The sequence below is a fragment of the Verrucomicrobia bacterium S94 genome (assembly GCA_004299845.1).
Classification (GTDB): Bacteria; Verrucomicrobiota; Kiritimatiellia; order Kiritimatiellales; family Pontiellaceae; genus Pontiella.
In genome coordinates this window covers 612,029-624,786 of the sequence record CP036201.1, presented here as the reverse complement: position 1 = coordinate 624,786, position 12,758 = coordinate 612,029, and the positions used below count along the sequence as shown (strand labels likewise).

7 protein-coding genes and 1 tRNA gene are annotated in these 12,758 nt (G+C 51.4%); 3 read left to right on the top strand and 5 right to left on the bottom strand.

The genetic code is table 11. The features are described from left to right. Positions 1-106: 106 nt before the first annotated feature. The 3 genes from EGM51_02795 to EGM51_02785 are packed head-to-tail and all read right to left on the bottom strand — an operon-like array spanning position 107 to position 7,785. Complete coding sequence (locus EGM51_02795) at positions 107-1,147, bottom strand: hypothetical protein (GenBank protein ID QBG46375.1); 1,041 nt, start codon at positions 1,145-1,147, stop codon at positions 107-109. 44 nt (positions 1,148-1,191) lie between these two features. After that, on the bottom strand, positions 1,192-1,557 hold the full coding sequence (locus tag EGM51_02790) for a hypothetical protein (protein QBG46374.1): 366 nt from the start codon (positions 1,555-1,557) through the stop codon (positions 1,192-1,194). Between the two features lie 27 nt (positions 1,558-1,584). Next, the gene (locus EGM51_02785) at positions 1,585-7,785 is read right to left on the bottom strand and encodes a hypothetical protein (GenBank protein QBG46373.1); all 6,201 of its coding nucleotides are present in this window, start codon (positions 7,783-7,785) and stop codon (positions 1,585-1,587) included. Between the two features lie 859 nt (positions 7,786-8,644). Here EGM51_02785 and EGM51_02780 point away from each other — a divergent pair. Both EGM51_02780 and thiD read left to right on the top strand, forming a co-directional pair. Continuing rightward, on the top strand, positions 8,645-9,454 hold the full coding sequence (locus tag EGM51_02780; GenBank protein QBG46372.1) for an NAD(+) diphosphatase: 810 nt from the start codon (positions 8,645-8,647) through the stop codon (positions 9,452-9,454). Further along, positions 9,451-10,272, top strand: a complete 822-nt coding sequence (gene thiD, locus EGM51_02775) for a bifunctional hydroxymethylpyrimidine kinase/phosphomethylpyrimidine kinase (protein ID QBG46371.1) — start codon at positions 9,451-9,453, stop codon at positions 10,270-10,272. The genes EGM51_02780 and thiD overlap by 4 nt, the downstream gene beginning before the upstream one ends. A gap of 25 nt (positions 10,273-10,297) precedes the next feature. Here the strand turns inward: thiD and EGM51_02770 are convergent, their stop codons facing one another. Further along, positions 10,298-12,028, bottom strand: a complete 1,731-nt coding sequence (locus EGM51_02770; GenBank protein QBG46370.1) for a leucine-rich repeat domain-containing protein — start codon at positions 12,026-12,028, stop codon at positions 10,298-10,300. A gap of 157 nt (positions 12,029-12,185) precedes the next feature. Between EGM51_02770 and EGM51_02765 the strand changes: the two genes are divergently transcribed. Next, the gene (locus EGM51_02765; protein ID QBG46369.1) at positions 12,186-12,452 is read left to right on the top strand and encodes a hypothetical protein; all 267 of its coding nucleotides are present in this window, start codon (positions 12,186-12,188) and stop codon (positions 12,450-12,452) included. 66 nt (positions 12,453-12,518) lie between these two features. On the opposite strand, the gene EGM51_02760 is transcribed toward EGM51_02765, so the two are convergent. After that, a tRNA-Ser gene (locus EGM51_02760) sits at positions 12,519-12,606 on the bottom strand. Positions 12,607-12,758 lie beyond the last annotated feature (152 nt).

Genomic DNA, 12,758 nt, shown 5'->3' with positions numbered 1-12,758 from the left:
GGATTGAAATATCGGACTGACCCTTTGGGCTCATTCTCTTTCACCAACTGCGCCCACGCATCCAGAACTGCTAGTGATTCATCTACGAATCAAGGGAATCAAGGGGTCAGGTCTGCACTTTGCACACTTTTTCAAGCCTCTTCATCGCATACTGTATCTGAGAATCCGCTTTTGAGCGCATGATAAATCTCCGAAGCCCCATGTTCACTGCACTATAATCGCGGTATCCACATTTACCGGCAATCTCTTTCAAGGTCATCCCAGCAAATCTCTGCGCCCCCCAATAAACCAAAAAACGCCCCCACTCACCTCGAGCCTGCTGCTCCTCCCAGCTCTTTCCGCAGATCTGCTCCACCTCCGAAATCACCCGTTCCCAGGAAACCCGTTGGCGTAACTCTCTGTTGCCGGCAATATCCCGGTCTGTTGCTGTACATATTGATTTGATCTGCTCCAGAAACGCTTCACTTCCAATAGCCAAGCGGTTCTTGAGTTGATTCTCAAACCGCTCTTCATGTCCGTGCGCGACACGCGCCTCCGCTAAACGAAGATATTCTGCACGAGCACCCCGACTGGAAACGCGGTCAAGAATCTCAGAGATATTCAACCATTCCGGAACCTTTCGTCGAATACCCACGTAATACGCATACGAACTCCATCGAAATCCCCTCAAGGCATCCAACCGCCGCTGCGCCTCTTCCTCAGACGGCTTAACCCAGCCCGCCCCCTCAGCTTGCTTTCTCAATTTATCCAAACTCAACGCCTTTATGCGCACTGGATTTAAATGGACATACAAACTCAACTCCACCAACCAGCTTTCAGTGGAGTCCACAAGCTCACTTCTAAAACGCCCCTGAAACAAAGGACCGACTCGATGGTACTTCGCATTAAACCACATGCTGTATGAAACTTTTATCCACTGCAAAGCACGACTCAAATTGGCATCCGGCGTACAAACGATCAGGTGGAAATGATTATCCATCAAAACATAAGCATATATCTGCAACCGAAAGCGTTCCTGAGCCGAAGCCAGAATATCCAAAAAATGGTACCGGTCCTTATCGCACTTAAAAATCACGCACCGATCAATTCCACGGCTCATCACATGATACGTGCCCCCCTCTATATCAACTCTCAAAGGTCTCGCCATAACGAAAGAAACCTACGCGCAATCACAAACATGTCAACAAAATGTTATATGTGCAGATCTGACCCCCTACACAAAAAGGTTTTCACTTTAGGACGTCGCAATTGCCAAATGGAGAAAATCCCAAAAAGCAGGCCCAATGGTATGAACAAAAGAAGAAAATAAGACCTTTTTACACAGAGGTGATAAGGATGCTTATTTTTAATTTTATTGCTTAAGCGAAACAGAAGCACTGCTCCCAATATAGCCGTTAACGAAGTGAAGCTCACACAAGCAGCTACTGGCACTCTTGACCATTCGGGAACTTGATCAATTTCAAGGACAAGACGTGCCAATCCAGCAATACCAATTGCGAAACCAAGTAGGGACAGCCCTTTATACCATCGCAAAACACTTTCGATTTTTGATTCCATAACTCCCCCAAAAAAAACAAAGCAGTATTACCAGATTGGTATGACGATAGTATTGTCTCGGAGAACTCCCCCTCCCGCTTCAGCAGCAATGCTAAACTCTGTCTCCTGTGTCTCAATATTTTGAGTCACACCACCTATAACATGAGCTTTTGCATACCAATCTGAAACACCCCGTTGATCTCGGACCCCTCCTTCAGAAGAAGAAATTGCTCCGGCACCCTTGGCAATCCAGTCCAACAACGTACTGTCGATTCCACCACCAATACCAATGCCACCAGCAAAACGGATATACAAGCCACCATCACCAGCATTATCCCAAATGATTCCGACATCGATTTCACCAGCAAGCACAAGCATCGCCGATATGCTGGCAATAGAAAACTTGCGAGACTCCGTCTCACAGAGCCCCATCGGATCAATCTTGTTTACAGGATCATTTCCGCAGAAGACATATAGATTGAGGCCCCCACTAATCCCGATGGGGTCTTTAGAGAGCCATCTGCCGGAGGTGGGATCGTAATCGCGGGCGCCGAAGCGGACGAGGCCGGTGACGGAGTCGGTCTGGCCGCCCTGAAATCCGAAGGGCTGGAAGCCGGGGTGGGTGTCGCGCGTGACGCGCCCGAAGCTGTCATAGTCAATGCGCTGGGCGACGGTGCCGTCGGTTGTATTGACGACCAGCCGCACCGATCCGACTGGGTCGGTTATCAGCCGATAGGTTGTTCCATTCTTCATCATCAGTTCCGGCACATTTGCTTTTGCGCCATAAATAAAAGTAGCTAAGACATTACCATCCCCGTCGAGTTCCGCAACCGGATTGAGCGCGTCTTTGTAGACCCAGCGTTGTGTAACTTCACCGTCAACCTTGCGCCCGATGCGGCGATTCAGCGCGTCGGTTTCGTATTCGACGGAGGTGCCGTCGGGCAGATCGACCTGCAGCAGTTCGCCGAAGGGGCCATATTTAAATTCGGTGACGCCGACTGCATTGGAGGATGAAACCAGCGTGCCGTTGGCATCGTAGGTGTATGCGGTGCCGCCATAGCGGGTCATGCGGTCCTGTGCATCGACTTCGCCGGTTGCGGTGACTCCGTCCACAACGGCTTCAAGACGGTTTCCGTTGGCGTCGTACCGATAGGCTTCGGTAGAGACCCCGTCCGTCAGGACGTTGGTGAGCTGTCCGACGGCATCATACTGATAGTCGATCACCTGCACGGTTCCGCCGATCGTTTCGGTTTTGCAGGCGATGCGGCCCAGGGCGTCGCGCTGACAGGCGGCGGTGTAGAGCTGCGCTGAACCGGAGGAGGCCGTGTAGTTCGTCGTTTCACCAAAGAGGCTGAGCTCGATGGAATCGCTGACGGTGCCGCAGGACGAACCGGTCAGGTCGCCGCTGTCGGGATGGCGGGTATAGTCGAGCGCGCCGGCTCGGGTGAGCAGTCCGTCGAGGTCGTATTCATAGTCGGCCAGCAGCTCGCCGTTGAGGGTCAGGCCGGACAGTTCCCAGTAGTCGTTGTAGTCCAGCCCCAGCTGTGCGTTGACTGCACCGCTGAGTGTGACGTTGGTGAGCAGCGAGCCGTCGAAGGCGTAGGCCACAGATTCCGTGCCCTGACGGACTTCCGACAGCTGGCCGGTTTCCGGATCAAAGATCCGTTCGGTGTGATGCAGCTGCGTGCCGTCGCGCAGGGCCTGAATATCAACCAGCCGGCCCGCCGCGTCATATTGATTGGTGATTACCGTGCCGTCAGGTTTGACGGTGGAAGTCGGACGGCGGTCGTCGTCGTGTGTGTATCGGGTTGTGAAATCCTGTCCGTCCAGGTTTGGCGGGGTATAACGCGACCGGATGTTGACGGGACTGTTGGTGTAGGTGTGAACCTGTTCGTTCGGCAGCTGGATCCAGACCGGAACAGAGGATTTGTTGTACCCGAGCTGTGTGTCGGTTCCGTCGGCACGATCGGTGCGGATCACGCGTCCGACGGCATCACAGGTGTTGGTTATGCCCTGTTCCAGTGCATTTCTGGAAACTTCCAGCCAGCCGGCCTCATTGTACTGGAACGTCGTGCGGCGCAGTTCCTCCCCTTCGCCCTGACGGATTTCAACAAGACGTCCTTCGTCGTCGTATTCATTGATCAGCGGCCAGCGGCGGGGATCCTGAACAAGGACCGGACGGCCCTTTTCATCAGATTCCACACGGGAAATACGTCCTTCCGGAGAGGTAACAATCGACGTGCGATTACTCCGGGCATATTCGAAACGGGTCACCCGATCCTGTATACGCTGTGTTTTAAGCGATGAATCCAGTGCCAGAAAATCGGTATCGCACACATAGACCGCCGTCCACTCTGACGTCACACTCAGCGTACGCCCGGACGGCAGGGTGGTCTGCGTATATGCCGGGTATTTCGCCCGCATTCCAAAATAGGGGTGCGGGGCATATTCGGTATACACCTGCGTTCCATCAGCCGCAACCGAAGTCGATTTCATATCGGTCGATTCCGTCCGGTTGGTCAGTCCCGCACCATTTACAATCATTCGAACGGTCTCCCCATTATTATATTGGACGGAGGTATAGAGATTGGTAATCCCCGCAGCAGTGACCTGCCGAACCGTTTGGGTTGCACCGGACGTAAAGAGCGTTTCTACCGTCTGAGGTTCTGCCTCCGGATCGATCACTGCGTTGAGCAACCCGGTGGTGTCATCATATTCAATCTGCGTGCGATACCCACGACGACTGATCACATCTGTAAGCAATCCGCTTTCATTGTACGCCAGCGTCACCTCTTCACCCGCAGGATTGCGAACCGCGATCAGCTGATGTTCTGTATTCATCTCCAGTTCCGTCCGCTGACCGTGCGGAGCAATAATCGCCGCAGCAGATCCGGAGTCATCTCTTTCAATAACCGTTTTCAGACCATCCAGATCCGTTATCGACAGCAGCCGGCCGGCAGAATCGTACTCAAAAGAATAAAGCTTTTGTCCTGTTTGGGCATCCAGTGTAAAGAGATGGCGGCCATGGATATCAAAACAAAACAGCTGAGATCCACTCGAAGATTTTATGGAATATTTTGTAACAACTTCATTTGCAGAAAAATCACCGGACAGCTTTCTGATAAAGTTCTCGCCGCCGAGTAAAATATCACCATCAGAACGTGCTGTGATTGTATTGAATGTATCCTCGGTAATCGTTCCGTCGTAAAACAGCAGCGCACCGCCCGAATCTAAACGCCAAACCTTCGTGCCATTCGAACAGTCCTCCAAAAACCAGACCACATCATCAACGTCGATACAAATTGCCGAGATAGAACCTCCAGTGCCATCAATCTGCGGATCGAAAACCGTATGAATGATGCCCTGCGGATCCACCTTTCTCAGGTAATACAGCTCTCCCGAAACAGATGCCGATGGGCCCGCAATATACAAAGACCCGTCGGAAGCTGCTGCGACATCGCAAGGGCCTGGAAGTCCTGCCAGACGAGCCGCTGAACCATCCCCCCGATATTCATCGGTTCCGTCTCCGGCGACAGTGTACACCTTCCCGTCCGGATAAATACAACGCACACGGTTCAAAGACGGTTCTGTATAAAAAACAGAACCGTCATCCATCACGTATAACGCCTCGGGATCATTCAGACGAATCTGATCACAGGGCGTTCCATCGGCGTCAGACGTTCCCCCTCCGGCAATCGGCACAACCCCTTGATCTTCAGTCCATCGACAAATAAGGCCCTTACTTGTATCCGAGAAATACAGAACGCCTGCGGAGTCCACGGCCAGACAAACACGATCACTTAAATACCAATCCGTTCCGGGTTCACCGATTGAACACAGATAAATTCCGCCAATGATAAGGTTGGTTTCGCCGGTTGTCTTCACGCGGTAAACAGCCCCAAATTCAGACAGATAAACTGTGCCGTCCGGCGCGCTTACAATATCCCCATTGCCATACCAAAATCCACGGCTCTCTCCATCTAAGAAATCTAATGCGTGCAGACTTTTCGGCGTATCGCGGCGGCCGTCTCCATAGAACAGTATGCCGCTTTTCGGATCATACTGGTGGTTCACATCCAGCGCCCACCCCCCGAAATCCGTGCGATCAATTCCTTCCGGATTTTCAATTAAACACCTCTTCTGCACAGATGAAGGAATCAATTGACGCGTCAGCACTTCGCCCTGCTGATTCGTAATCACATTCTGAGGCATGCCGCTACGGCCGAATATTTCCTGAGCTTCGGAATTAGAAATCGAATATCGGGCATGCGCCAAATAAGACAACGTAAACTTACCCCTTGCAGAAGCACACGGATAACCATATGCATCCAACCCATCCCACTGGAAAGAAAAGTTAAGATTGGTGGCAGGATCGTATTCATACGTATACGTCTTGCCTGCAATCCGAACCGAAAGATCCACCCGCTTCACATCCGGCGAAAGCGTTTCGCCGGTCAATGGGATTTCCAGCGTATTACCGCGATGCGCCGACGATTCGTAATGAAGATTATACGGGGTTCCGGGGACCGCCAGTGCTTCGTTGAAATTGCGATTCTCGATGGCAACTGTTCCGTGGCCTGGATCTGTTGAAGCATCACTTACCGTCTGCTGTTGTTTTATATCCAGAGGTTGCGGTCTCTCCTCGCTGGAGAGCTCAGAAACGTATGGATAATTCCAGTCATAAGGCGTAAAGTGAGTCACCGTCGTGCGCCAGTAGGAGCCGGCAGTACGTGTCCGGGCAAGAAGAAGCAATTCATCTTCTGTATATCCATCAGCCAGCAGACCGGAAAGTGATTCGGCCATACCATCCCCGTCGCAGTCAATCTGTGCCAGCCCGTTGGCATCCGTACCAAGAAAATCAACCACACTTCCGTTTTTCTCAGCAATCCATGCTTTGGTTTCATCATCGTACCACGCCACAGGAATCGGCAGACCGACCGGGATATTGAGAAAATTATCAAGATAGATTGCCACCGGCTGCGTGAATTCGATCCGACCGTCCATCACCTCATCGGCACTGTATTCCACACAGTAGGTATAAGCCATGGGCGCACGCAGCTCACCGGGCATGGCTTCCGGCCCACTGTCACCAACCGTATACTCTGTGGCACGGACCGTCAGCTGGTCGACAGAATTTGTAGATCCGTCAGGCAGAACGGCAAAAGCCTCCGTATTTTTTGAAAAAATGGCCGTTACACGACGCGCACCGTCTTCATCCGTAACAACACTGCTTTCAGCGACCTGAGCCCTGGCAGATACTCCAAACTCAACGGGAGTTGCCACCGGATCCAATGGGATCAGTACGACATCCGGAGCGACCTTGATTTCATTCCACCCCACTCTGACTGTCCGTTGAGCGGACAAAAACCCCTCCCGTTCATAATCCACGAACAGAGCTCCACCGCCATTTGCAACCAAATCAAACATTCCATCAGCTCGTGAATAGGTATATCCGGACTCTGTACGATCGCGAAGCGATACCCGAACCCCGGCCAAAGGTTGTCCCGAACGGTCTTTCACACATCCGCGCACCACAGAAAGCCGATTGGTATCCAACGCCTCTTCCTGAACTTCAAATTGAACAGGATGATCTCCCTGATAGAGAAACGAAACACGGGAACTAAACGATCCAATGGCACCAACCGGCAATGACGGTGCAATCTTCACGGGATCAGTCGGAGCCACGGTTACTGTACTGGACAACTGAACCTCTGACCAATCACCGTTCGAATTCCGTGCCATAACAGAAATTTCATACACATCACCGGGAGCCGCCCCGGATAGTTGATACGAACGTGTTTGGGCGTCAACGGTATCCAATTCAATTCCATCCTGATAAATCACGTACTCGGTAATGGGATATCCGCTTACCGGTTCTTCCCACTGCAAATCAAAAGTGCCGGATTCAGACAGAAAACCATTCAGCTCGCTTTCCTGCGACCATGCAGGTTGGTTAGTTCCGGGAAATTCAAGCATTCTGTAAAAACCGACATCCTGTTGTCCTGACGTGTGTACATAGGAAAACTGATTACTTTCCGGATAAAGACAATCAAGAGAAGTCCACCCGGACAATAAGTTCGTGGAGTATTGTATCTCAATACGTTTATCTACCCGTCCCTCCATCCGCATAGACGGACAACCGTTTGAGTCTGACCCGATCCAGTCAAAAACCGGTCTCTGAGCAGATAATGTCGCCCATCCCATCAAAAAACAACCGCCAACCGTTAAGACCATTCGCTTCTTCATCATCGAAAACCCAACCCTTATTCGTTAAGAAAAACTAAAAATATAAAAAATCAGATTACACCACCTCAACCCAGTGTCAATTATTCTTTAAAAGTTATATATATCATTGCTTTAATAACCTTTTATACCCCAATCTTTTTAATGAAATTTCATATCAGAAAAGGACTCAGTCGCTATAAGCGTTATGACAGTGCGCCAGCTCCAGTTCAGCATATAACAGCCGGCTGAAACTCTGATTCAGGGAAAGGGCCGAAAACCGCAAAGCCATCGGGAAGATTATCCTCCATTCAGTCGGCAGATCTGCCGACTTTCTCCCGGTACTTTTCGACCGTTTTTCTAACAGATGCACAACTTCCTTCAGGGCAGGAATATTGAAGTTGAAAGGCACGCTGCAATCCCGTCAGTGCTCCGCTGATGACCTTCCTGACGTCGTGCATGCCACGCTTTTCGGCAAAAAGCCGAACTACCGCCAAAGATCTCCATCTTGCTCAACGATATACTCACACCGAGTCCCGAGCGTGTGTAATCACCGGCACTTCGATGGCAACGAATACAGCACAGGAGACAGCAGAACCATTCATCGCCCCTTTTTCACAATGGACATCATGATGAGATATTCCACCGCGCCCGCCGGGCGGAGGGATCGCTTTGTAAAAACTTCGATCGGCAGATAATAACGAAAGAAAACCAACCTGCTTTCTGTTCTACGGATTTCTTACGCCTCTCCAACCCTTCAGAAGTTCCGCTGTATTTTCAAAACAGAAAACAGAACCTGCGGATCGCCAGAACTCCTGTTCAATTCCTCCGTAATTCGAAATAGATTATACGTGCCTTGCGAACAAAATAATTTAATCTTATCCGTATGAACTTTTATCCAGCCATTCAACCGGAACTGCCTACACCTCCCGAAGTCCGGGCGTTTCTCTTCCGCAACGGGAACGGGATTCTGACCCTGGCACGTCTTATCCCTGTTCTGAGCGTTGACAGCCCCCTGCTTAAAAATGCGGTATATCTGGGAACGTATGGTACCGAACCCTGCTATGCGGCCCGTCTGGATCAAAATACTGATGTGCCGGCGGCATATGAAATAAGCGATATCCGTTCGCTCCATGGCGAGATTGAAGGCGAGCTCTATTCACTCATCGGCTATGCCTCGCAGATCCTAACCTGGCGCGAAAACCATCAGTTCTGTTCCCGATGCGGTACGAAAGCCGAGCCTTCCGAAAAAGAACGGGCTATGATTTGTCCGACATGCGGACTGCAGAACTACCCGAGGATTTCGCCCAGTATGATTGTAGCCGTCACCCGTGGCAATGAACTGCTGATGGCGCGCGGTCACCATTTCCCTGAAGGACTCTACAGCGTTGTCGCCGGCTTTGTGGAACCGGGCGAAAATCTGGAACAGTGCGTTGCCCGGGAAGTCATGGAAGAAACCGGCATAGAAATCAAAAATATCCGATACCACTCCAGTCAGCCCTGGCCCTTTCCCCACTCGCTCATGATCGGCTTTACGGCCGACTATGCCGGCGGTGAAATTCGGATTGATCCGGAGGAAATCGAAGATGCCGGCTGGTACACCGCAGAAAACCTGCCCGACAAAATTCCGTCAAAATCCACCATCGCCCGCGCTCTGATCGATGATTATCTGAACCGCACCGGAGTTACATCATGAAATACAGCACCGTACTCAGCATTGCCGGCAGCGATTCCGGCGGCGGCGCCGGCATTCAGGCCGACATCAAAGCCATTTCAGCCTGCGGAGCCTATGCCGCCACCGCCATCACCGCCATCACGGTTCAGAACACCGTCGGCGTAAGCAATGTACACCCGGTTCCTCCGCAGATTCTTGAAGAACAGATTGAGGCCGTGCTGAGTGATATCGGCGCGAACGCCATCAAAATCGGCATGCTGCATTCAGCGGAAATTATCGACGTCGTCTGCCGTGCACTGGACCGGTACGCTATCGAAAATGTGGTGCTCGATCCCGTCATGGTCGCCACGTCCGGCGACATCCTGCTGCAGAACGAGGCCCTCAGCGCACTGCGGGAAAAACTCATTCCCAAAGCCCGCATCATTACGCCGAATATTCCGGAGGGCGAAATCCTGCTCGACGAATCGATCACCAACGAGGATGAGCTCCCGCGTTATGCGGAAAAACTTGCGGACCGCTATCAGGTTTCCGTCCTGCTCAAAGCCGGCCACCTCGACGGTGATAAGCTGACGGATGTCCTGTACGATTTTGAAAAGAAGGAAATCCTGCGACTCCAGTCAGAACGCATCCGTACCCGCAACACCCACGGAACCGGCTGCACCCTCTCCTCATCACTGGCCGCATACATCGCCCGCGGCTTCGAACTGCAGGAAGCCGCCCGCCGGGCCAAAATATACATCAGCAACGCCGTCGCCGGCGGAGCGGACTACGACATCGGTTCCGGCCACGGTCCCGTGCACCATTTTCACGGAATATCTCCGGTCGACAAACAGATTTAAAAATCACCCGAACGGAACCCGCAAATTATTCCGTCAATACAGCCTCCAGTTTGAAAAACACTTTTTCAGCATCATCCCCCGAAAACCACTCATATCCGGCAGGAGCACCATTGGTCGGAGCAACCGGAAACGTCCAGTCCACAAGGTTTGTGCTGCCCCGAACCTGAACCGTCACATAAGGCTGTGTAGATTCTTCCTGTTTCGGGGTTTCCACCACCATGCAACCATTCGTTGTCCGGAAAATTTTCACCAAAGAACTCGTGGCGGGACAATTCGTTCCAAATGTGTACTCCAGCCCATTGGGGATGCCGTCGCCATTCCGATCCTGACGAAACAGCATTCCCCGGCCTCCAACCAAACCGTGTTCTTCTGCCCACAGATCAAACCCATACAATGGCGGCATATCCAGTTCTGAAGATGGATACCCCTCCCAAAACGGAGTGGAGAATCCCGTGCGCCCCGCATAATAATAGACCGTAAAATCACCCGCTGTGTTATAAAAAATCATATAGCCCACGGCCGGGGCATGACCTAAAAAAGTTGCGCTCGTCAACCCGGAACAACCACTGAATGCACTGCTCCCAACCAAAGTAACACTGGCAGGAATCGTAACCTCCGTTAGCGCGACGCATTGGTAAAACGCCTGATCCTCAATCGTAGTAACACTGGAGGGAATCGTTACATGGGCCAAACGGTCACAATGCCCAAACGCCACGTCCTCTATCGTGATAACGCTCGATGGAAGAGTCACGCGGGTCAACTCGGAACAGCAGTAAAACGCAGAACTCCCAATCGTGGTAACCCCGGGATGAATAGTCACCTCCATCAGTCCCTTGCAATGATTGAAAGAAGAGCTCCCGATCGTTGTAACACTGGAGGGGATCGTGACATGAGTCAGCCCGGAACAATAGGAGAACGCGGAATCCCCAATCGTGGTGACGCCGGAGGGAATCACATAGGCTCCGTTCCTGCCTCCGGGATATTTGATCAGCATGGTTTTTAATTTATCGAAGAGCACACCGTCCTCGCTGCTGTAGTTCGGGTTTTCCTCATCCACCGTTAGATTCGTCAGCTTTGAACAACGGTCGAATGCATAATCCCCAATAGAGACAACACCGGCGGGAATCACAACACGGGTCAGCTTGGAGCATCCGTAAAATGCGTAACCTCCAATAGAGGTGACGCTGGAGGGAATCGAAGCGCTACTCAGACTGGAGCAACCGTCGAACGCTGAATGCCCGATAGAAGTAACTCCTTCAGGAATCATCACACCGGTCAGACTCGAGCAGTTATAAAATGCGCCCCTTTGAATTGTGGTCACACCGGCAGGAATCGTCACACGGACCAAACTGTAACATTTGTAGAACACATCTTCGCCAATGCGGGTGACGCCAACGGGAATCACCATGTTGGTCAGACTCGAACAATTGTAGAAAGCCGAATTATTAATCGTACTGACGCCGGAGGGGATCGTCACAGTGGTCAGCTCGGTACAATCCTTAAATGCGGAATATCCGATCGTTGTAACGTTGGAAGAGATCGTCACCCCGGTCAGCTCGGTGCAATCGTAAAACGCACGGTCCCCGATGCGGGTAACCGGCAACCCATCTATTACATCCGGAATGGTGATATCACCGCCATCACCGGTATACCCTGTGATCGTGATCGCTCCGTCATTCGCCGCGACTTTAAAATCATTGGCCTGCGCGATCATCGCAACCCAGCACATCCAGCATACTCCTACCAACCTCTTCATTATTACCTCATATCATGTACTTATTTTAAGTATATATTAAATATGGAGACCAGTAAAATAAAAAAAGGAGGCTTCTGCTGAATCTGAAGGTAAAAACAAATGATTAACACATCGGACAACTTATCTGCTATGTGCGGTTTACCACCAGAACAAGACCTTGAACCAGGTGGGAATCGACGAGGTCAGGCGGTTGCGCCATGCGCTCCGGACTCCATCCCTTCAGGAAATTTATCTGAACGATTCGGCGGCACCACAGCCGCTGATCATGAACTGGTTCAAAGCCAGGAAGACCTGTTCACCGGACGACACCGAAAGCTTGAACCGCAAAGTAAATCCGATAACGGGAAAAGCATTCGGTTTCCGAAGCTACAAAGTGGTTGAAACCGCCCTGTTTCACACCATGGGTGAGCTCCCGGAGCTGTAACGAACCCACAGATTCTGCTGGAGGGGCCTTTCTTCATTCACACCCTGAAAAAGTGCTTCTAAAAAATGGCGGAGAGAGAGGGATTCGAACCCCCGGAGGCTTGCACCTCTCCGGTTTTCAAGACCGGCGCCTTAAACCACTCGACCATCTCTCCGTGTGGAAGAACGCGGAATGTATCGATTCCTCATAAAACAAGGCAAGTCGATTTTAAAGGAATCATGCCCTTTCAACCCAGATTTCCCAATCATTCATCGCACCATTCCGATCATTTATCTGAAGAGTAAACCCTTTTGATTTGAGAGGCGT

What these genes read in the sequence shown, in the direction of transcription:
- EGM51_02780 (QBG46372.1), top strand. Translation starts at nt 8,645, where the DNA reads ATGAACTTTTATCCAGCCATTCAACCGGAACTGCCTACACCTCCCGAA.
- EGM51_02795 (QBG46375.1), bottom strand. Translation starts at nt 1,147, where the DNA reads ATGGCGAGACCTTTGAGAGTTGATATAGAGGGGGGCACGTATCATGTG.
- EGM51_02770 (QBG46370.1), bottom strand. Translation starts at nt 12,028, where the DNA reads ATGAAGAGGTTGGTAGGAGTATGCTGGATGTGCTGGGTTGCGATGATC.
- EGM51_02790 (QBG46374.1), bottom strand. Translation starts at nt 1,557, where the DNA reads ATGGAATCAAAAATCGAAAGTGTTTTGCGATGGTATAAAGGGCTGTCC.
- EGM51_02785 (QBG46373.1), bottom strand. Translation starts at nt 7,785, where the DNA reads ATGATGAAGAAGCGAATGGTCTTAACGGTTGGCGGTTGTTTTTTGATG.
- thiD (QBG46371.1), top strand. Translation starts at nt 9,451, where the DNA reads ATGAAATACAGCACCGTACTCAGCATTGCCGGCAGCGATTCCGGCGGC.